The organism is Anoxybacillus sp. ST4 (genome assembly GCF_019448545.1).
GTDB classification, from domain to species: Bacteria; Bacillota; Bacilli; order Bacillales; family Anoxybacillaceae; genus Anoxybacillus; species Anoxybacillus pushchinoensis.
In genome coordinates, this window is sequence record NZ_JAHZOE010000014.1 from 24,459 (window position 1) to 46,100 (window position 21,642).

21 protein-coding genes and 2 other annotated features are annotated in these 21,642 nt (G+C 42.6%); all 21 genes read right to left on the reverse strand.

Annotated features, from left to right (window positions below):
- Window positions 1-57: 57 nt before the first annotated feature.
- Window positions 58-2,136, reverse strand: coding sequence for an elongation factor G (gene fusA, locus K1I44_RS09950; protein ID WP_219986052.1), 2,079 nt, complete (start codon window positions 2,134-2,136; stop codon window positions 58-60).
- Window positions 2,137-2,270: 134 nt separating this feature from the next.
- Window positions 2,271-2,741, reverse strand: a complete 471-nt coding sequence (gene rpsG, locus K1I44_RS09955) for a 30S ribosomal protein S7 (RefSeq protein ID WP_003397653.1) — start codon at window positions 2,739-2,741, stop codon at window positions 2,271-2,273.
- Between the two features lie 44 nt (window positions 2,742-2,785).
- Window positions 2,786-3,208, reverse strand: coding sequence for a 30S ribosomal protein S12 (gene rpsL, locus K1I44_RS09960; protein WP_003397652.1), 423 nt, complete (start codon window positions 3,206-3,208; stop codon window positions 2,786-2,788).
- 102 nt (window positions 3,209-3,310) lie between these two features.
- Window positions 3,311-3,559 carry a 50S ribosomal protein L7ae-like protein gene (locus K1I44_RS09965; RefSeq protein ID WP_219986053.1) on the reverse strand — a complete coding sequence of 83 codons (249 nt, stop codon included), beginning with the start codon at window positions 3,557-3,559 and terminating at the stop codon, window positions 3,311-3,313.
- Window positions 3,560-3,683: 124 nt separating this feature from the next.
- Window positions 3,684-7,283, reverse strand: a complete 3,600-nt coding sequence (gene rpoC / locus K1I44_RS09970; protein WP_219986054.1) for a DNA-directed RNA polymerase subunit beta' — start codon at window positions 7,281-7,283, stop codon at window positions 3,684-3,686.
- 49 nt (window positions 7,284-7,332) lie between these two features.
- Window positions 7,333-10,893 carry a DNA-directed RNA polymerase subunit beta gene (gene rpoB, locus K1I44_RS09975; RefSeq protein WP_219986055.1) on the reverse strand — a complete coding sequence of 1,187 codons (3,561 nt, stop codon included), beginning with the start codon at window positions 10,891-10,893 and terminating at the stop codon, window positions 7,333-7,335.
- Window positions 10,894-11,100: 207 nt separating this feature from the next.
- Window positions 11,101-11,700 (reverse strand): class I SAM-dependent methyltransferase, encoded by a 600-nt coding sequence (locus K1I44_RS09980; RefSeq protein WP_003397648.1) that lies wholly within the window; start codon window positions 11,698-11,700, stop codon window positions 11,101-11,103.
- Window positions 11,701-11,787: 87 nt separating this feature from the next.
- Window positions 11,788-12,153 (reverse strand): 50S ribosomal protein L7/L12, encoded by a 366-nt coding sequence (gene rplL / locus K1I44_RS09985; RefSeq protein WP_219986056.1) that lies wholly within the window; start codon window positions 12,151-12,153, stop codon window positions 11,788-11,790.
- Window positions 12,154-12,198: 45 nt separating this feature from the next.
- Entirely contained in the window at window positions 12,199-12,699 is a 501-nt protein-coding gene (gene rplJ, locus K1I44_RS09990; RefSeq protein ID WP_003397646.1) for a 50S ribosomal protein L10, read from the reverse strand.
- 42 nt (window positions 12,700-12,741) lie between these two features.
- Window positions 12,742-12,888: a sequence feature (ribosomal protein L10 leader region), on the reverse strand.
- A gap of 52 nt (window positions 12,889-12,940) precedes the next feature.
- Window positions 12,941-13,642: a 50S ribosomal protein L1 gene (rplA, locus tag K1I44_RS09995; protein ID WP_003397644.1), complete on the reverse strand. Its 702-nt coding sequence runs from the start codon at window positions 13,640-13,642 to the stop codon at window positions 12,941-12,943.
- A gap of 103 nt (window positions 13,643-13,745) precedes the next feature.
- Window positions 13,746-14,171 carry a 50S ribosomal protein L11 gene (gene rplK, locus K1I44_RS10000; protein ID WP_003397643.1) on the reverse strand — a complete coding sequence of 142 codons (426 nt, stop codon included), beginning with the start codon at window positions 14,169-14,171 and terminating at the stop codon, window positions 13,746-13,748.
- A 151-nt stretch (window positions 14,172-14,322) separates the two neighbouring features.
- Complete coding sequence (gene nusG / locus K1I44_RS10005) at window positions 14,323-14,856, reverse strand: transcription termination/antitermination protein NusG (RefSeq protein WP_003397642.1); 534 nt, start codon at window positions 14,854-14,856, stop codon at window positions 14,323-14,325.
- 118 nt (window positions 14,857-14,974) lie between these two features.
- Entirely contained in the window at window positions 14,975-15,157 is a 183-nt protein-coding gene (secE, locus tag K1I44_RS10010; RefSeq protein ID WP_003397641.1) for a preprotein translocase subunit SecE, read from the reverse strand.
- A gap of 31 nt (window positions 15,158-15,188) precedes the next feature.
- Window positions 15,189-15,338, reverse strand: a complete 150-nt coding sequence (gene rpmG / locus K1I44_RS10015; protein ID WP_003397640.1) for a 50S ribosomal protein L33 — start codon at window positions 15,336-15,338, stop codon at window positions 15,189-15,191.
- 63 nt (window positions 15,339-15,401) lie between these two features.
- Window positions 15,402-16,052, reverse strand: a complete 651-nt coding sequence (sigH, locus tag K1I44_RS10020) for an RNA polymerase sporulation sigma factor SigH (protein ID WP_219986057.1) — start codon at window positions 16,050-16,052, stop codon at window positions 15,402-15,404.
- A 67-nt stretch (window positions 16,053-16,119) separates the two neighbouring features.
- Complete coding sequence (locus tag K1I44_RS10025) at window positions 16,120-16,629, reverse strand: NYN domain-containing protein (protein ID WP_219986058.1); 510 nt, start codon at window positions 16,627-16,629, stop codon at window positions 16,120-16,122.
- Between the two features lies 1 nt (window position 16,630).
- The gene (rlmB, locus tag K1I44_RS10030; RefSeq protein ID WP_219986059.1) at window positions 16,631-17,368 is read right to left on the reverse strand and encodes a 23S rRNA (guanosine(2251)-2'-O)-methyltransferase RlmB; all 738 of its coding nucleotides are present in this window, start codon (window positions 17,366-17,368) and stop codon (window positions 16,631-16,633) included.
- Window positions 17,369-17,371: 3 nt separating this feature from the next.
- The gene (locus K1I44_RS10035) at window positions 17,372-17,797 is read right to left on the reverse strand and encodes a Mini-ribonuclease 3 (RefSeq protein ID WP_219986060.1); all 426 of its coding nucleotides are present in this window, start codon (window positions 17,795-17,797) and stop codon (window positions 17,372-17,374) included.
- Between the two features lie 4 nt (window positions 17,798-17,801).
- Entirely contained in the window at window positions 17,802-19,199 is a 1,398-nt protein-coding gene (cysS, locus tag K1I44_RS10040) for a cysteine--tRNA ligase (RefSeq protein ID WP_219986061.1), read from the reverse strand.
- Window positions 19,180-19,845, reverse strand: coding sequence for a serine O-acetyltransferase (gene cysE / locus K1I44_RS10045; protein WP_009361476.1), 666 nt, complete (start codon window positions 19,843-19,845; stop codon window positions 19,180-19,182). Before cysE ends, cysS begins: the two co-directional genes overlap by 20 nt.
- A 54-nt stretch (window positions 19,846-19,899) precedes the next feature.
- Window positions 19,900-20,122, reverse strand: a binding site (T-box leader).
- A gap of 42 nt (window positions 20,123-20,164) precedes the next feature.
- Window positions 20,165-21,625, reverse strand: a complete 1,461-nt coding sequence (gltX, locus tag K1I44_RS10050; protein ID WP_003397629.1) for a glutamate--tRNA ligase — start codon at window positions 21,623-21,625, stop codon at window positions 20,165-20,167.
- Window positions 21,626-21,642: the final 17 nt, after the last annotated feature.

A 21,642-nucleotide genomic window follows, 5' to 3' on the forward strand; every position in this document is an offset into this window, starting at 1 on the left:
ACGTCCACTTCCAAGTCTTACATAAGTATTTATACTTGAACAATGCTAGAAAATCAATTATTCACCTTTATTTTTTTTGATGATTTCCTCAGCAATGCTCTTCGGAACTTCTTCATAATGGTCAAATACCATCGTGAACGTTCCGCGACCTTGTGTATTTGAACGCAATGAAGTTGCGTATCCAAACATTTCAGAAAGTGGAACCATCGCGCGCACAACTTGTGCATTACCGCGAGCTTCCATACCTTCGACGCGACCACGACGGGAAGTGATGTCACCCATAATGTCACCTAAATATTCTTCAGGAACGATGACTTCTACTTTCATGATTGGCTCAAGCAATACAGGGTCACATTTTGACGCTGCGTTTTTCAATGCCATAGAAGCAGCGATCTTGAACGCCATTTCACTTGAGTCAACATCGTGGTAAGAACCGTCGAACAATTTCGCTTTAATGTCGACAACTGGATATCCTGCAAGAACACCATTTTGCATTGCATCTTCAAGACCTGCTTGGATGGCAGGAATGTATTCTCTCGGAACAACCCCACCAACGATCGCGTTTTCGAATTCGAAGCCTTTTCCTTCTTCGTTTGGCGAGAACTCGATCCAAACGTGACCGTACTGACCGCGACCACCAGACTGACGCACAAATTTCCCTTCAACCTGTGCCGATTTACGGAATGTTTCGCGGTACGCAACTTGTGGAGCACCAACGTTTGCTTCTACCTTGAACTCACGGCGCATACGGTCAACGATGATATCAAGGTGAAGCTCACCCATACCCGCGATGATTGTTTGACCTGTTTCTTGATCTGTCCAAGCACGGAATGTAGGGTCTTCTTCTTGAAGTTTTTGTAACGCTGTGCTCATCTTATCTTGGTCAGCCTTTGACTTCGGTTCGATCGCAATTTGAATAACTGGCTCTGGGAATTGCATAGACTCCAAAATTACTGGGTCTTTTTCATCACACAGCGTATCACCAGTTGTTGTATCTTTTAAACCTACAGCTGCCGCAATGTCACCTGCGTACACTTGCGCAATTTCTTCGCGGTGATTTGCGTGCATTTGTAGAATACGACCGATACGTTCACGCTTACGTTTTGTTGAGTTCAACACGTATGAACCGGAGTTTAATGTTCCAGAGTATACGCGGAAGAACGTCAACTTACCAACGTAAGGGTCTGTCATAATTTTGAACGCTAACGCCGCAAATGGAGCGTCATCACGCGCTTCACGAACTGTTTCCTCTTCTGTATCAGGAACAGTTCCTTTGATCGCAGGAATGTCAACTGGAGACGGTAAGTAGTCAACTACGCCGTCAAGCATCAATTGAACACCTTTGTTTTTGAACGCGGAACCACAGAACACAGGGAAGAATTGGACAGAAACTGTCGCTTTACGAATTGCAGCTTTTAATTCTTCTTTCGTAATTTCTTCCCCTTCTAAATATCTCATCATTAACTCTTCATCAAGCTCTGCAACCGCTTCGATTAACTTTCCGCGATATTCTTCTGCCATATCACGATAGTCTTCAGGAATCTCGATGCGCTCGATATTTTTACCTAATTCATCGTGATAATGGTATGCGCACATTTCAACGAGGTCGATAATACCTGTGAACTGGTCTTCTGCACCGATCGGCAGTTGAACAGGGTGCGCATTCGCTTGCAAGCGCTCGTGAAGCGTTTTAACAGAATATAAGAAGTCCGCGCCGATCTTGTCCATTTTGTTAACGAAAACGATACGTGGAACACCGTATGTAGTCGCCTGGCGCCATACTGTCTCTGTTTGCGGCTCTACGCCTGATTGTGCGTCTAGTACAGCTACCGCACCGTCTAATACACGCAACGAACGCTCAACTTCTACTGTGAAGTCGACGTGTCCAGGTGTATCGATGATGTTAATACGATGGCCTTTCCATTGAGCTGTTGTTGCTGCGGACGTAATTGTAATACCGCGTTCTTGTTCTTGCTCCATCCAGTCCATCGTCGCTGCGCCCTCATGAACTTCCCCGATTTTATGAACGCGTCCTGTGTAGAAAAGGATACGCTCTGTCGTTGTTGTTTTACCGGCGTCAATGTGGGCCATAATTCCAATATTGCGAGTGTTTTCTAAGGAGAACTGTCTTGCCATATGGATTTTTTCTCCTTCCTTAAATGAAGTATCGTAATTTAATTTGCGTATAGGAATATAGGCGAATGAGCGATGGGCATGCTTTTTTAGTTTCAACCGCATCGCTCTCACCTATTCTTAATTTAAAAGAAAAATTACCAACGATAGTGAGCAAACGCTTTGTTTGCTTCTGCCATTTTGTGCGTATCTTCGCGCTTCTTCACAGCTGCACCTGTGTTGTTCGCAGCATCCATAATTTCGTTCGCTAAGCGCTCTTCCATCGTTTTTTCCCCGCGAAGACGAGCGTAGTTAACAAGCCAGCGGAGACCTAATGTTGTGCGGCGTTCAGGACGCACCTCAACAGGAACTTGATAGTTTGCACCACCTACACGGCGTGCGCGAACTTCAAGAACTGGCATAACGTTTTTCAACGCTTGCTCAAACACTTCCATCGGATCTTTACCTGTGCGCTCACGAATGATATCGAACGCTGTGTAAAGAATTTTTTGCGCTTTACCTCTTTTACCGTCAATCATAATTTTATTGATTAAACGTGTAACTAACTTTGAATTGTAAATTGGATCTGGTAACACATCTCGTTTAGGAACCGGACCTTTACGTGGCATAGTTTTTCCTCCTTTCAGTAAAAATCATCGAGAAATGATTAATGTTATTTCTTAGCTGCTTTTGGCTTTTTCGCACCGTATTTTGAACGACCTTGCATACGGTTCGCTACACCTGCTGTATCTAACGCACCACGAACGATATGGTAACGTACCCCTGGCAAGTCTTTTACACGTCCACCGCGAATTAATACAACGCTGTGTTCTTGTAAGTTATGACCGATACCCGGGATGTAAGCAGTTACCTCGATACCGTTAGATAAACGTACACGGGCATATTTACGAAGCGCGGAGTTTGGCTTCTTCGGTGTCATTGTACCTACACGTGTACATACTCCACGTTTTTGCGGAGAGTAAACAGTTGTTTGAACTTTTTTGAAGCTGTTATACCCTTTATTTAACGCAGGTGATTTAGATTTCACTACCTTTTTTGTACGACCTTTGCGTACAAGCTGGTTGATTGTAGGCATGGTAAATTTCCTCCCTTCACAATTAAATTCAAGCCCACACATCCAGGTGGCTCATTTTTATGCAAAAACAAAGTTTTTGTAGTAAACCCACAAAAACAGTTTTTAACGAATGATCGCAACAGCCGCTGCCCCTACATCGATTTTGCATGCCTTTCCAAGCTTTTTCATCGAGTCGACTTTACATACAGGCACATGAGCCTCATTTGCCGCTTCTACGACTTTTCGGATGATCGTTTCATCCGCATCTTCAGCGATTACAACTTCACATACCTTTCCATCTTTTAGAGCTCGCACTGTTTGTTTTGTTCCTACAATAATTTGCTTAGCCTGTGCGACTTTTTCATAAGACATGTAACATATCCTCCAAAGTGACAGGTTTCGGAACACCTTTATTATGCTATCACTTTCTAAGAGCTCTGTCAACTATATTTTTTCAACCTATTGCTAGCAAACGACGCTAGCAATAGGTTGATCATTATTTCGTTGTGACAACATCTTCATCTTTACTCGTTTTAATAACCGGTTTTACTTTGCGATAGCGTGCCATTCCCGTTCCTGCTGGAACAAGTTTACCAATAATGACATTCTCTTTTAATCCAAGCAACTCGTCGCGTTTTCCTTTGATCGCTGCATCTGTTAAGACGCGTGTCGTTTCTTGGAATGATGCCGCAGACAAGAACGAGTCTGTTTCAAGCGACGCTTTTGTAATTCCGAGTAATACTGGACGAGCTGTTGCTGGACGTTTCCCTTCCATCAACACTTTCGCATTTGCATCCGTAAATTGATGGATATCAAGCAACGTTCCAGGTAATAAGTCCGTATCGCCTGCGTCAATGACGCGAACTTTTCGAAGCATTTGGCGAACCATAACTTCGATATGTTTATCGCTAATTTCTACCCCTTGCATGCGGTATACTTTTTGCACTTCACGCAACAAGTACTCTTGAACAGCATTCATATCTTTGACTCTCAATAGTTCTTTCGGGTCGATCGAACCTTCTGTTAGTTCTTGACCGCGTTCAACTTTCTGTCCTTCTTGTACTTTGAGGCGTGCGCTATAAGGGGCTGTATACGTACGTGTCTCGACTTCGCCTTGAATGACGAGCTCACGTTGACGATCGCGCGTTTCATTAATAGCCACAACAACGCCATCAATTTCTGAAATGACCGCTTGCCCTTTCGGATTACGCGCCTCAAACAATTCTTGTACGCGCGGTAAACCTTGTGTAATATCGTCTCCTGCTACCCCACCTGTATGGAACGTACGCATTGTCAGCTGTGTACCCGGCTCACCGATCGATTGTGCCGCGATAATACCAACCGCTTCACCAACTTCCACTTCCGCACCAGTTGCCAAGTTTCGTCCGTAACATTTTTTACATACACCATGACGTGTGTTACATGTAAATGCCGAACGAATCCACACTTCTTCAATGCCAGCTTTTACAATAGCATTTGCGATATCTTCTGTAATCATTTCGTTTTCATGCACAAGCACTTCGCCTGTTTTCGGATGTTTCACCGTCTTGCGTGCGTAACGTCCAACGAGACGCTCTTCAAGCTTTACAATCACTTCTGTGCCGTCTTTTAACGCACGAATTAACGTACCACGGTCTGTACCGCAATCGTCTTCACGAATGATGACGTCTTGTGCAACGTCAACGAGACGACGTGTTAAATAACCGGAGTCAGCTGTTTTTAACGCTGTATCAGCAAGACCTTTACGCGCTCCGTGAGTCGAAATAAAGTACTCAAGTACCGTTAATCCTTCACGGAACGAAGATTTAATCGGAAGTTCGATAATGCGTCCTGCTGGGTTCGCCATTAATCCGCGCATACCTGCAAGCTGCGTAAAGTTCGATGCGTTACCGCGGGCTCCCGAGTCACTCATCATGAAAATTGGATTTCGCTTATCAAGCGACTCCATTAAGCGCCCTTGAATTTTATCTTTTGCCGCACTCCAAATCGAAATGACACGTTCATAACGCTCTTCATCCGTAATTAAACCGCGTCTAAATTGTTTTAATACCGTATCAACTTTCGCTTGCGCTTCTTCTAAAATTTCCTGTTTTTCTGGCAAGACAACAATGTCAGCTACACCGATTGTGATACCTGCTTTTGTTGAGTATTTAAAGCCAAGATCTTTCATACGGTCAAGCATTTTAGACGTTTCTGTAATTTTGAAACGTTTAAATACTTCCGCAATGATGTTACCAAGAATTTTCTTCTTAAAAGGCGGAACAAGTTCTCGTTTGCGAATTTCTTCTTTTACGTTCACACCTTTATCAAGGAAATATTTATCTGGTGTTCGTTCTTCAATGTTTTCTTGCGTCGGTTCATTAATATACGGGAATGACTTCGGCAAAATTTCATTGAAGATTAACTTCCCGACAGTCGTTACAAGCAACTTATTATTTTGCTCTTCTGTAAACGTTTCGTTTTTAAGCGAACCTGCATGAACAGCGATGCGTGTATGCAAATGAACATAACCGTTATGATATGCTAGCAACGCCTCATCAGTATCTTTAAACACCATTCCTTCGCCGACTGCCCCTTCACGCTCCATCGTTAAGTAGTAGTTTCCTAAAACCATGTCTTGTGAAGGAGTAACAACTGGCTTTCCGTCTTTCGGGTTTAAAATATTTTGCGCCGCAAGCATAAGTAGACGTGCCTCAGCTTGTGCCTCCGCCGAAAGCGGTACGTGTACGGCCATCTGGTCGCCGTCAAAGTCTGCGTTATAGGCAGTACATACAAGTGGATGCAGGCGGATTGCACGACCTTCTACAAGCGTCGGCTCAAACGCTTGAATTCCAAGACGGTGAAGCGTTGGTGCACGGTTTAATAGCACAGGGTGTTCTTTAATGACAGACTCTAAAACATCCCAAACTTCTGGATGAACGCGCTCAATTTTCCGCTTCGCACTTTTAATGTTGTGCGCTAAGCCGCGTTCCACTAATTCTTTCATAACAAACGGCTTAAACAATTCAAGCGCCATTTCTTTTGGCAAGCCACATTGATACATTTTTAAGTTTGGACCGACAACGATTACCGAACGGCCAGAATAGTCAACGCGCTTACCGAGCAAGTTTTGACGGAAGCGACCTTGCTTTCCTTTTAACATATGAGAAAGCGATTTAAGCGGACGGTTTCCTGGTCCTGTGACCGGGCGGCCACGACGACCGTTATCAATTAACGCATCAACCGCTTCTTGAAGCATTCGTTTTTCGTTTTGCACAATAATGTTCGGCGCTCCAAGGTCTAATAGACGTTTTAAACGGTTGTTTCGGTTAATGACTCGACGATATAAGTCATTTAAGTCAGATGTCGCAAAACGTCCCCCATCTAACTGTACCATCGGGCGCAACTCCGGTGGGATGACCGGAAGCACATCTAATACCATCCACGATGGGTCGTTGCCAGAGTTACGAAAAGCTTCTAGCACTTCAAGACGTTTAATCGTGCGAGCACGACGCTGCCCTTGCGCTGTCTTTAATTCTTCCTTTAACGTTTCTACTTCTTTTTCAAGATCAATGTCTTGCAGAAGCTTTTTAATCGCCTCTGCACCCATTGAAGCTTGGAATGAATTTCCGTACTTCTCGCGATATGCACGATACTCTTTCTCAGAAAGCAATTGCTTCTTTTCTAATGGCGTATCGCCTGGATCCGTCACGACGTAAGATGCAAAGTAAATGACTTCTTCTAGCGCACGAGGGGACATGTCTAAGACAAGTCCCATGCGGCTAGGAATTCCTTTAAAGTACCAAATATGTGAAACAGGGGCTGCTAGTTCAATATGACCCATGCGCTCACGGCGAACTTTTGCACGTGTGACTTCAACACCGCATCGGTCACAAACGACACCTTTATAACGAACGCGCTTATATTTTCCGCAATGACATTCCCAGTCTTTTGTCGGACCAAAAATGCGTTCGCAAAACAGACCATCTTTTTCTGGTTTTAATGTTCGATAGTTAATCGTTTCTGGTTTTTTAACTTCACCATACGACCAAGAACGAATTTTCTCGGGTGAAGCGAGTCCGATCTTCATATATTCAAACTTATTTACATCTAACAAGGGGCCTACCTCCCTTTTAATATCCAGGTTTTACCCTTATGTCCAAACGCTATTCTTTTACAACAACACCTTCATCTTCTTTGGCTGACTCATCTGTAGGTGGGATGATGTCAACTGGTTGAACGTCATCATCTTCCCCGAAGTTTTCCATGCTAATTTCTTTTTCATCGCTTGATAACACTGTTACGTCCATACCTAAGCTTTGTAGCTCTTTAATTAATACTTTGAAAGATTCAGGAACGCCTGGTTCTGGAACGTTTTCGCCTTTCACGATCGCTTCGTACGTTTTGACACGACCAACCACGTCGTCTGATTTGACAGTTAAAATTTCTTGCAACGTGTAAGCAGCACCGTATGCTTCAAGCGCCCATACTTCCATCTCACCGAAACGCTGACCACCAAATTGCGCTTTTCCGCCGAGCGGTTGTTGCGTAACAAGTGAATATGGACCTGTCGAGCGAGCATGTAACTTATCGTCAACCATGTGCGCGAGCTTAATCATATACATGATACCGACAGAAACGCGATTATCAAACGGTTCTCCTGTGCGTCCGTCATATAAAACTGTTTTGGCATCGCGCGCCATTCCTGCCTCTTCTAACGTTGCCCATACATCTTCTTCGCGAGCACCGTCAAATACAGGTGAAGCGACATGAAGGCCTAGCTTTCTCGCCGCCATTCCGAGATGCAACTCGAGCACTTGCCCAATATTCATACGCGAAGGTACGCCTAGCGGGTTTAACATGATATCAACTGGTGTACCATCTGGTAAAAACGGCATGTCTTCTTCAGGTAAAATGCGCGAAATAACACCTTTATTTCCGTGGCGACCTGCCATTTTGTCACCTTCAGAAATTTTCCGTTTTTGTACAATATACACACGAACAAGCTGGTTTACACCTGGCGGCAACTCATCGCCATCTTCGCGCGTAAACACTTTGACATCAAGAACAATTCCGCCTCCACCGTGCGGTACGCGTAAAGAAGTATCTCGAACTTCACGTGCCTTCTCACCGAAAATCGCATGAAGTAATCGTTCTTCAGCTGTTAATTCCGTAACCCCTTTTGGTGTTACTTTTCCAACGAGCAAGTCGCCATCTTTTACTTCCGCACCGATGCGTACAATCCCGCGCTCATCTAGATTGCGGAGCGCGTCTTCACCGACGTTTGGAATATCGCGCGTAATTTCCTCTGGACCGAGCTTCGTATCGCGCGCTTCAGATTCGTATTCCTCGATATGAATGGACGTATATACATCATCTTTAACAAGGCGCTCGCTCATAATAATCGCGTCTTCGTAGTTGTACCCGTCCCATGTCATAAACGCAACAAGCACGTTGCGTCCAAGCGCTAATTCACCTTTTTCCATCGATGGACCGTCCGCCAAAATTTCACCCTTCTCAACGATATCCCCTGCTTTAACGATCGGGCGTTGATTGTAGCACGTTCCTTGGTTTGAACGAACAAACTTCAACAGACGATATTTATCTAGGTCACCTTTGACTTCTTTTCCATCGACTTCGATTAAACGGCGTACCCAAATTTCTTTCGCCTCGACTCGCTCAACAATCCCGCGATGCTTACAAATAACTGCCGCTCCGGAATCTTTCGCTGCGACATATTCCATTCCTGTACCGACAATTGGCGCTTCAGGCTGCATAAGTGGAACAGCTTGACGTTGCATGTTCGCACCCATGAGCGCGCGGTTCGAGTCATCGTTTTCTAAGAATGGAATGCATGCAGTCGCAACTGACACAACTTGTTTTGGTGAAACGTCCACATAGTCAACGCGATCGCGCTTAACAACAATATTTTCACCACGGAAGCGAGCAACGACGTTTTCCTCTAAAAACGTTCCATCTTCCGCAATTGGAACGTTCGCTTGGGCAACGACGTAATTATCTTCCTCATCTGCTGTTAAATAGTCAATTTGATCCGTTACTTTTCCTGTTTCAGGATCAACGCGACGGTAAGGCGTTTCAATAAAGCCAAATTTATTAACTTTCGCATATGTCGAAAGCGAGTTGATCAATCCGATGTTTGGGCCTTCCGGCGTTTCAATTGGACACATGCGCCCGTAGTGCGAATAGTGAACGTCACGCACTTCAAAACCAGCACGTTCACGCGTTAAACCACCTGGACCAAGCGCAGACAGACGACGTTTATGTGTCAGCTCTGCAAGCGGGTTCGTTTGATCCATGAATTGTGATAATTGCGAGCTTCCAAAAAACTCTTTAATCGCCGCAATTACCGGACGAATGTTAATGAGTTGCTGTGGTGTAATTGTGTTAGTATCTTGAATGGACATCCGTTCGCGAACGACGCGCTCCATGCGCGAAAGACCAATTCGGAACTGATTTTGCAACAACTCGCCAACAGAACGAAGTCGACGGTTTCCTAAATGGTCGATATCGTCCGTATCACCGACCCCATGCAATAAGTTAAAGAAGTAGCTAATGGATGCAATAATATCCGCAGGGGTAATGTGTTTTACCGTTTCCGGAATGTATCCGTTGCTAATGACCGTGATGACTTTTTCGCCATCTGGATCATTTGGGGCGTAAATTTTGATCGCTTGCAAAGCAAATTCATCTTCGACAACGCCCCCGAGCGGTTGGTATTTTCGCATACCAATCCCTTTTTCAAGCTCAGGTAAAATGCGGTCGAGCGTTCTACGATCAAGAACAGTCCCTTTTTCTGCGATTACCTCACCCGTTTCTGGATGAACGAGCGTTTCCGCCAAACGCTGACCAAATAAACGGTTTTTAATATGAAGCTTTTTGTTGATTTTATAACGACCTACACTTGCCAAATCATATCGTTTCGGATCAAAGAAACGAGAGATTAACAAGCTTTTTGCATTTTCAACGGTAGGCGGCTCCCCAGGACGTAACCGTTCATAAATTTCAAGCAATGCTTTTTCTGTGCTCTCTGTATTGTCTTTTTCTAACGTGTTACGAATATACTCATTATCACCAAGCAAATCGACAATCTCTTGGTCTGAGCCAAAACCTAGCGCTCGCAACAATACAGTTACAGGCAACTTACGCGTACGGTCGATACGAACGTAAACAACGTCTTTTGCGTCCGTTTCGTATTCTAACCATGCGCCGCGGTTCGGAATAACAGTGGCCGTAAACCCACGTTTTCCGTTTTTATCCACCTTGCCGCTGTAGTACACGCTCGGTGAACGAACAAGCTGTGAAACGATAACGCGCTCGGCACCGTTAATGATAAATGTTCCCGTTTCTGTCATTAACGGGAAGTCTCCCATAAATACATCTTGTTCCTTTACTTCGCCTGTTTCTTTGTTGATGAGGCGCACTTTGACCCGAAGCGGTGCCGCGTATGTAACGTCGCGTTCTTTCGACTCTTCAACAGAGTACTTCGGCTCTCCTAAGCTGTAATCAATAAATTCTAGTGACAAATTTCCTGTAAAATCTTCGATCGGTGAAATATCTTGAAACATTTCACGCAATCCTTCGTCGAGAAACCACTGGTAGGAAGAAGTTTGAATTTCAATTAAGTTCGGTAGTTCCAACACCTCACTAATGCGCGCATAACTTCTTCGTTGGCGGTGTCGTCCGTATTGAACTAGTTGACCTGTCAACTGATTCACCCCTCAAATCAAACATTAATAACTTGTCGTAAGACAAAAAAGAAATGGTTTCTTATAAGAAAACCACATGTTTGACCTATTATATATTTTATAAGTTTTTCCTTTAAAACTAAAATTATACATGCACACACAGCATACGTAAACTAAAAAAAATACACATTTAGCATTTTATAATGGTATCATACAGATATTTAGGCGTCAAGCTTTTTGTGCCCGAATAATAAAGTAACCTTTTTTCTTTTCAACAACATCAACTTGAGCAAAAATCATGTTTAACTTCTCTAATGCAGATGGAGCTCCTTGTTTTTTTTGAATAACAACCCAAAGCTCTCCCTTGGAAAGAAGATAGTTTGCACTTTGCTCAAAAATAGCATGGACAACCGCCTTGCCAGCGCGAATCGGTGGGTTTGTAACAATCGCTGCAAACTGTCCTTCAACTCGTTCAAATAAATTACTTATGTAAATTCGCGCGTTTTCAATTTTGTTTTGCCGCTTGTTCTTCTCTGCCAACTCAATCGCTCGTTCGTTCACATCGATCATATCTACCATTCGGTGTGGGAAATCTTTCGCAAGCGCTAAACCGATTGGCCCATACCCACATCCGACATCAAGAATATTTCCCGGCACAGTTGGTTCAACAAACGTCTCAATTAATAACCGCGAACCAAAATCCACTTCTTTTTTCGAAAACACCCCTTGATCGACTGTAAATAAAAATTGATGCCCGCGTAGCATATACGTCCATTGAAACGGTTTGCTCTCTACATTTGGTCGCTCCGTATAGTAATGATCAACCATCACACTCACCTCTCTTTCTTTCATTGTAAACGAATGAACATGAAAACACAAAGAAGCTCGCTACTACGAGCGAGCTTCCTCACATCATTACTTAATTTCAACTTTCGCGCCAGCTTCTTCAAGTTTCGCTTTAATTTCTTCAGCTTCTTCTTTAGAAACGCCTTCTTTAACTGGCTTTGGAGTGTTGTCTACTAAGTCTTTTGCTTCTTTTAAGCCAAGACCAGTAAGTTCGCGCACAACTTTAATAACTTTAATTTTTTGCGCGCCGCCATCCGCAAGGATTACGTCGAATTCAGTTTTTTCTTCAGCAGCAGCACCAGTAGCAGCACCGCCAGCAACTACTACAGGAGCAGCAGCAGTTACACCAAACTCTTCTTCAATTGCTTTTACTAAGTCATTTAATTCTAAAACAGTCATATTTTTAACCGCTTCAATGATTTGTTCTTTAGTCATGATCGATCTTCCTCCTTAATGTTTTAATTTTAGGCGATTTGGAAATTAAGCACCTTGCTCTTCTTTCTTCTCAGCAACCGCTTTTGTAACGAGAGCAAAGTTGCGGATTGGTGCTTGAAGAACGCTAAGCAACATAGAGAGCAAGCCTTCGCGAGATGGAAGCTCTGCAAGTGCCTTAACTTCTTCAAACGTTGCCACGTTGCCTTCGATGATACCTGCTTTAATTTTTAACGCTTCGTTCTTTTTCGCGAATTCGTTCAAAATTTTTGCAGGAGCAACGACATCTTCATTGCTGAATGCAATTGCATTCGGACCTGTTAATGTTTCGTCTAAACCTTCTAAGCCTAGCTCAGCAACAGCACGACGAGTTAATGTGTTTTTGTACACTTTGAACTCGATGCCCGCTTCGCGAAGTTGCTTACGAAGTTCTGTAACTTGAGCGACATTTAAGCCACGGTAATCAACGATGATCGTTGACTTGCTCGCGCGAAGTTTTTCAGCAATCTCCGCCACTAGCTGCTGCTTTTGTTCAAGTACGCTGCTCATGTCAACACCTCCTGTAGAAGTTGAGTTTCAACACCACTTATACCGCCCAATAAAAAACCTCCACGTCAACGTAGACATGGAGGCCCCTAAAAGTGCACGCATGCACTCATTTATCAGTCTCAACACCTCGGTAGGAAATTAAGCCTTGCATGAGGCACCTACTGTCTACGGTACAAATGATATTCTTTTTTCAAACAATGAGTATTTTACTAAATTCCAATTAGAAAGTCAACATCTATTATTAGCGAGCGACAGCAACTGTAGAAGGATCTACTTTTACGCCAGGACCCATCGTTGAAGCAACTGTTACGTTTTTCACGTATGTGCCCTTTGCCGCTGCTGGTTTCGCTTTTAAGATTGTTTCGTAAATTGTTGTGAAGTTTTCTACTAATTTTTCTGTATCGAACGATACTTTGCCGATTGGTACATGGATATTTCCTGCTTTATCAACGCGGTACTCTACTTTACCAGCTTTAATTTCGTTAACCGCTTTAGCAACTTCGAACGTAACTGTTCCTGTTTTAGGGTTTGGCATTAATCCTTTTGGTCCTAAAATACGACCGATTTTACCAACTTCACCCATCATATCAGGAGTAGCAACGATCACATCGAACTCAAACCAACCTTGTTGGATTTTGTTAATGTAATCTGTGTCGCCTACGTAATCTGCGCCTGCAGCTTCCGCTTCTTTCGCTTTTTCACCTTTCGCAAGTACTAACACGCGGCGCACTTTACCTGTACCATGTGGCAGTACAACTGCACCACGAATTTGTTGGTCCGCTTTCTTCGGATCAACACCTAAACGGAAAGCAACCTCTACTGTTGCGTCAAATTTTGCAACATTTGTCTTTTTCACTAACTCGATCGCCTCTTGTACAGCGTATGCTGTTGAGCGATCAATTAATTTCGCTGCCTCTAAGTAACGTTTTCCTCTTTTTGGCATGTTTATTTCCTCCTTTTGTGGTTTTAACGGAAAGACCTCCCACGAATAAAGGTTGCGAAAACTATATAGTTCGCTTCCGCAACCTTTTCCAGCCAGATCTTCATTAGTCTTCGATGACGATGCCCATGCTGCGCGCTGTTCCTTCGATCATGCGCATAGCTGCTTCAATGCTCGCCGCGTTTAAGTCTGGCATTTTTGTTTCAGCAATCTCGCGCACTTTGTCGCGCTTTACTGTTGCCACTTTATTACGGTTTGGCTCACCAGAACCAGACTCGATACCAGCCGCTTTTTTAAGTAATACAGCAGCAGGTGGAGTTTTCGTAATAAATGTAAATGAACGGTCTTCATATACCGTAATTTCAACAGGAATAATTAAACCTGCTTGATCAGCTGTACGAGCGTTGAATTCTTTACAGAATCCCATGATGTTAACACCAGCTTGACCTAATGCTGGACCGACTGGTGGTGCTGGATTCGCTTTCCCTGCAGGAATTTGCAATTTGACAACTTTAATTACTTTTTTAGCCACGAGACACACCTCCTTAAGTCCGTGATGTGGTATTAGGGATGTTCCCTCCCACTCCATATATGAAAACAATCATCGCATTCGTCTCAATGATTGAGACATACTGACCTTAAAATATTATCACTTTTCTTGCATGTTTGCAAGTTGTTTACTATTATATTTTTTCGATTTGGGAAAAGTCAAGTTCTACCGGTGTTTCACGTCCGAACATATCAACGAGCACCGTTACTTTTTGTTTATCCATCTCAATTTCTTGAATCGTTCCAACGAAGTTTGCGAATGGGCCTTCCTTAATACGAACAGTTTCATTCAATTCAAAATCAAATTCGAGCTCGATTAAGTCGACGCCCATGCGTTTTAAAATGGCTGAAACTTCTTCCTCGAGAAGTGGCGTCGGCTTCGATCCCGCACCAGCTGAACCGACAAATCCCGTTACTCCTGGGGTGTTGCGGACAACGTACCAAGAGTCATCAGTCATAATCATTTCCACAAGTACGTAACCCGGAAATACTTTCTTTTTTACTACTTTCTTTTTTCCGCCTTTTATGTCTGTCTCTTCTTCCTCAGGTACAACAACACGAAAAATTTTATCTTGCATACCCATCGACTCAACACGCTTCTCTAAGTTCGTTTTTACTTTATTTTCGTAACCTGAGTACGTATGAATAACATACCAATTCTTTTCCATTTGTTGGGACGCTATCGTCCTTCCCTCCCTAAACATATCTTTTTTAGGCAAAATAAAAACCCGTTACCGGGCTTTATTTCTGTTTGTTATCTTTCATTATACCATGGATATACTAGTGCTATTCAAGTATAAAACGAACTAACTCTGAAATTCCTAAATCAACAACTGCAAAAAATACAGTGAAAAATGCAACTGTCGCTAAAACAGTAATCGTATAATTCACTAGTTCTTTTCGTTTCGGCCAGCTAACTTTTTTCATTTCACGAACGACTTCGCGGAAAAATTTCGTTAATTGTTGCATATAAAACCCTCCAACATCTCGGGATCATCAATTACTTCGTTTCACGGTGAAGCGTATGCGTATTGCATGTTTTACAAAACTTTTTCATCTCAAGCCGCTCACTATGTTGAGCAACATTTTTCATTGTTGAATAATTTCTATTTAAACATTGGCTGCATGCTAAAATCACTTTTTTGCGCATACGTTTTCCTCCGACATACTACGTCTTAAAAACTGTATCATACAACTTTTTTTTATGTCAATATTATAAGCTAATTCCTTGAATTTCTATATACTTCTCTAACTTGCGTTTTACGCGTTGCAATGCGTTATCAATCGACTTAACGTGCCGATTAAGCTCTTCGGAAATTTCTTGATACGATCGACCTTCCAAATAAAGAAGGAGCACTTTCCGTTCTAAATCGCTAAGCAGTTCAGTCATCTTTTCTTCAATATGATCGAACTCTTCACGATTAATGATTAACTCTTCAGGATTTGTTATTTTCGTTCCCGAAAGAACGTCCATTAATGTACGGGCAGAATCATCTTCGTAAATCGGCTTGTCCAATGAAACATAGCAATTAAGTGGAATATGTTTTTGGCGCGTAGCCATTTTTATCGCTGTAATCATTTGCCTCGTGATGCACAGCTCGGCAAACGCCTTAAACGACGACTGCTTATCTTCTTTAAAATCTCGGATCGCTTTATATAATCCGATCATTCCTTCTTGTACAATATCTTCGCGATCTGCACCGACTAAAAAATATGAACGTGCTTTCGCTCGGACAAAATTTTTGTACTTATGAATTAAATAATCAAGTGCCTCACTATCACCTTGATGCACAAGTTCTACAATCGTTTCATCTTCTAGTTGTTCATAACGGCTTTGTTGTTTTTCATTTGCATTTGCGCTCACGCCGATCCCCCCGCCCTGCACATGGATAAAAGTATTATACAGTACATTTTTTTACAGGGTCAATCGTTCATTTTTCCCCTCTTCGCCATTTTTCGAAAATTTTTGCGACTTCATCCGTCAGAGGAATTTTTGACATCGGCTTTTTTTGTTGAATATGCTTGACGTTGCTTGAAATATTTCGCTGCACCGCATCCACCTCAATGAGTAGCTCTCGTGCTGATTTGCGCAACGCCCCTTGACCAAAAATCGCCCATTGTTCTGTATAATCTGATGTAGCCACGTATACTTTCGTCCGAACTTTTTGGAGCGACTTCGCCAATTTCTCAATATGTTCATCTGCTGTTTCATTTTCTTTTGTAAAAATGACTTCTACTTGATGATCGACATATTTTTTTGTTGTTCCTTGTACGAGGTGTGCGTCAAAAACAATAATCACTTTACAGCCGGTAAATGCTTGATACTCTGCCATTCTCTCGACAAGTCGATCGCGCGCCAAAGCTAAATCTACATCCCGTAGTTCCCGCAATTCCGGCCAAGCACCGATGATGTTGTAGCCATCAACGATTAAAATATCCATCTTACTCACCTAATGGATGACGTTTTCGATACACCTCATACATTAACAAGCTAGCCGCAACGGAAGCATTTAACGATGTAACATGTCCAACCATCGGCAAGCGAACGAGCACATCGCACTTATCCCGTAATAAACAGCTTATTCCTTTTCCTTCACTACCAATGACTAACGCTAATGGAATCACCCCATCTAGTTGGCGATAATCTTCATTCCCTTTTGCATCCGTTCCGAAAATCCAAACTCCCCGATCTTTCAATTCATCTACTGTTCGTGCTAAGTTCGTGACACGCGCAACAGGGACATGTTCAATCGCACCCGTTGACGCTTTTGCGACGGTTGCGGTCAAACCGACCGAACGACGCTTCGGAATAATAATGCCATGAGCACCTACTGCATCAGCCGTTCGCATAATGGATCCTAAATTGTGTGGATCTTCGAGTTCGTCTAAAATGATAAAAAATGGAGCCTCTCCACGTTCTTCGGCTTTTTTGAACAAGTCATCTACGTCGTAGTATCGATATGCCGCAACTTGCGCAATGACCCCTTGATGATTCCCTTCGCTTAACTGATCCATCTTTTTTTTAGGAACGTATTGCACCGTAATTCCCATCTCTTTAGCAAGCTGGATAATCGGTTGCATTTGGCCGCGTTGGGAACCTTCAGCAATCCATATTTTATTCATCTCGCGTCCAGATTTTAATGCTTCCAATACCGGATTTTTACCGATAATGAGATCCATGCGTTACATCCCCCTTTCCTCATCATTGTGTTGTACATCGAACACCCATTGCATTAATTGATGGAGCCGCTCTTCATTTCCGCTTAAAAAATGGTAGCCAATTAACGCTTCAAACCCTGTACTTTGACGATACGTTTGTACGTCTGTACTTTTCGGAGTGCTCCCAGATTTTGCATTACGTCCACGTCGGACAATGGAAATCTCTTGATCAGATAGTTGATGATGATTTAATAACGATTGCAACACTTTCGCTTGTGCTTTAGCACAAACATATGTTTTTGCTAAGTTGTGTAAATCGTTTGGCTTTACTTTTCCTAAAGCGAGGAGATGATGCCGTACGAATAACTCGTATACGGCATCACCAATGTAAGCTAACGTTAAACCGTTTAACTGTTGAAAATCTTTCATTTTAGGAAACAAATGCAACATCGTTTTATCCTCTTCTCCATCTCGTTCCTTGTGGTGTATCTTCTAAAATGATGTTTTTCGCCTTTAGTTCATCACGAATGCGGTCAGCTAATGCAAAATCGCGATTTTTCCTTGCTTCAATTCGCTGTTGAATGAGCGCTTCAATTTCTTCATCAAGCAATTCATCTTGTTTTAAAGAAAGACCAAGGACATCAAAAAGCTGTTCAAATTGTTGTAAAAACTTTTGAAGAACCGCTTGAGATGTATGCTTCTCCATCAAATATACGTTCGCTTGTTTAGCTAGTTCAAACAAAACGGCGATCCCGTTTGCTGTATTAAAATCATCATCCATTTCGCGAATAAATTCATTTTTTAAATCTTCAATTTTCGTCAGCCATTGTTCATCGTTTGTCGTTAAATTTGTACTGCTTTCTAAACGATGTTTTATATTCGCATACGCTGTCTTTAAACGTTCTAACCCACTTTTTGCACTGTCAAGCAGCGGCTGGCTATAGTTAATTGGATGACGGTAATGAACCGAAAGCATAAAGAAACGCAACACTTGCGGATCAACTTGCTGAATAATGTCATGCACTAAAATAAAGTTTCCAAGCGACTTTGACATTTTTTCGTTATCGATATTAATGTAGCCATTATGCAACCAATATTTCGCAAAAACTTTCCCTGTTAACGCTTCCGATTGAGCAATTTCATTCTCATGGTGCGGGAACGTTAAATCTTGCCCACCAGCATGAATGTCAATCGTATCTCCTAAATATTTACGCGCCATGGCTGAACATTCAATATGCCATCCTGGACGACCTTTCCCCCATGGACTATCCCAGTAAATTTCCCCTTCTTTTGCCGCTTTCCATAACGCAAAATCAAGAGGATCTTCTTTTTTCTCCCCCACTTCAATACGGGCGCCTGATTTTAATTCATCAATCGATTGATGCGATAGTTTCCCGTAATCAGAGAAGCGACGTGTGCGATAATATACGTCACCATCCACTTCGTACGCATATCCTTTTTCGATGAGCTGTTCAATAAATTCAATGATCGTATCAATGTTTTCTGTCACACGAGGATGAACATCTGCCTTTTTGCAACCAAGCGCTGTAATATCTTCAAAATATGCCTCAATAAACCGCTCTGCAATAGTCGGCACGTCTTCTCCTAGTTCTCTTGCTGCTCGAATAAGTTTATCGTCTACATCGGTAAAATTAGAGACGTATTGAACTTCATACCCACGAAATTGTAAGTAGCGTCGAATAGTATCAAATACGATAGCTGGGCGAGCGTTACCAATATGAATATAGTTGTATACTGTCGGGCCGCATACATACATTTTTACTTTATTTGGTTCAATCGGGACAAACGGTTCCTTTTTTCGCGTTAACGTATTATACACTTGAATGCTCATGGTTCACCGTTCCTTTCTTTAGTTCTTCTAATTGTGTTTTTAGTTGCTCGATTTCTGCTTCTAACTCTTTAAAACGATCTGCAATTGGATCCGGTAAATCACAATGATTTAAATCTTTATTGACACGCACTCCATTTTGTACAACGACACGCCCTGGAATACCGACAACCGTTGAGTTTGGTGGTACATCTTTCAACACGACCGAACCGGCCCCAATTTTACTATTCTCCCCAATAGTGATGGAACCAAGCACTTTCGCACCGGTTGCAATTAAGCAGTTATCTTTAATCGTCGGATGACGTTTTCCCTTTTCCTTACCGGTTCCACCGAGTGTGACACCTTGATACACCGTTACGTTATCACCAATTTCGCACGTTTCACCGATGACGACTCCCATGCCGTGATCGATGAAAAAGCGGCGACCAATTTTTGCACCTGGGTGGATTTCAATGCCGGTAAAAAAGCGGCTAATTTGTGAAATAAGGCGAGCTAAAAAGTAAAATTTCCGCTTATAAAGCGCATGTGCAATGCGATGTGCCCAAATCGCATGTAACCCGGAATACGTCAAAATGACTTCTAAATAACTTCTTGCTGCCGGGTCTTGTTCGAAAATCACTTCAATGTCTTCTTTTAAAGTTTTAAACACGTTGTTCCCCCCTTTGTTATCTTCCAAAATAAAAAACGTCTCTGTGTACAATGACACAGAGACGCTTCACTAGCGCGGTTCCACTCTGTTTAGCCAAAAGGCTCACTCTTGCCCTTATAACGGAAGGGAATCCGCTCCATTCTACTGCAGAACGTCTCTGGTTCGAAAGGAGGCTCCGAGGTGCATTTCAAAAGAATCAAGCATAAACCACTTCCAGCCAAGGTGGTTCTCTCTGGCATGCTGCATTCTTTCTACTTCTCCTCTTCAACGCTTTCGTCTATATGACTTATACCTATTTTATTACATAAGCAAAGAAATGTTAACCGATGAGTTTTGCTAATCGGGACATTACCGTTTCTTTTCCGAGCAAACGAATCGCCTCTGGAAGTTCCGGACCGTGCGTTTGTCCTGTTACAGCCACACGAATCGGCATAAACAAGTTTTTCCCTTTTTGTCCTGTCTCTTTTTGTACCGCTTTAATCGCAGCTTTAACTTGCTCACTATTAAACGTCGCAAGCTGTTCGATTTGTTCGTAAAATGCTTTTAATACATGTGGCACTTGTTCACCGGCTAAAACTGCTTTCGCTTCTTCATCATATTCAATATCTTTTTTAAAGAAAAGCTCTGATAGCTCTACAATTTCAGCACCATAGCTCATTTGCTCTTGGTATAACGCAATTAAATCACGAGCCCACTGCTTTTGCTCATTTGTCATTTGTTCTGGCAAGCGCCCAGCCTGAATTAAATGAGGGAGTGACAATTCAACGAGACGATCTAAATCGAGCTTTTTAATATATTGGTTGTTCATCCACGTCAACTTTTGCTTATCAAACATCGATGGAGATTTTGATAAGCGAGAAACATCGAACATACGGATAAGCTCTTCTTTTGTGAAAATCTCCTCTTCTCCTTCTGGTGACCAACCTAATAACGCAAAGAAGTTGAACATCGCTTCTGGCAAATAACCAAGCTCTTTATACTGCGAAACGAATTGAATAATCGATTCATCACGTTTGGACAATTTTTTACGATTTTCATTTACGATTAGCGTCAAATGCGCATATTTTGGTGGCTCCCAACCGAAATATTCATACACCATCAACTGTTTTGGCGTGTTTGATAAATGCTCTTCACCACGGAATACATGTGTAATTTTCATTAAATGGTCATCAATGACGACAGCGAAGTTATACGTTGGGATACCATTTGCTTTCACGATGACCCAATCTCCGATATCTTTTGATTCAAAAGAAACACGGCCGCGCACCATATCTTCAAATTCGTACACTTTCCCTTCCGGCACTTTTAGACGGATCGTGTATGGCTTACCTTCCGCTTCTAGCTGCTGAATTTGTTCTGGCGTTAAGTGACGGCATTTGCCACTATATTGTGGGGCAGCAATGCCAGCTGCTTTTTGTGCCTCACGCTCCTGTTCTAGTTCCTCGGGCGTACAAAAACATTTATAAGCATATCCTTTTTCTAGCAATTCATTTGTATATTGACGATATATGTGCAGACGCTCTGTTTGACGATAAGGTCCGTAGCCTCCATCTTTATCTATAGATTCGTCATATTCAATACCGAGCCATTTCAAATTTTCAAGTTGCGACTGTTCGCCGCCTTCTACATTCCGTTCAATATCTGTATCTTCAATACGAACGATAAATTTTCCACGATGATGGCGAGCGAATAAATAATTAAATAATGCTGTGCGCGCACCGCCAATATGTAAATGACCAGTCGGACTCGGTGCGTAGCGCACCCTTACTTCCTGTGACATGTCATGACCTCCATCTA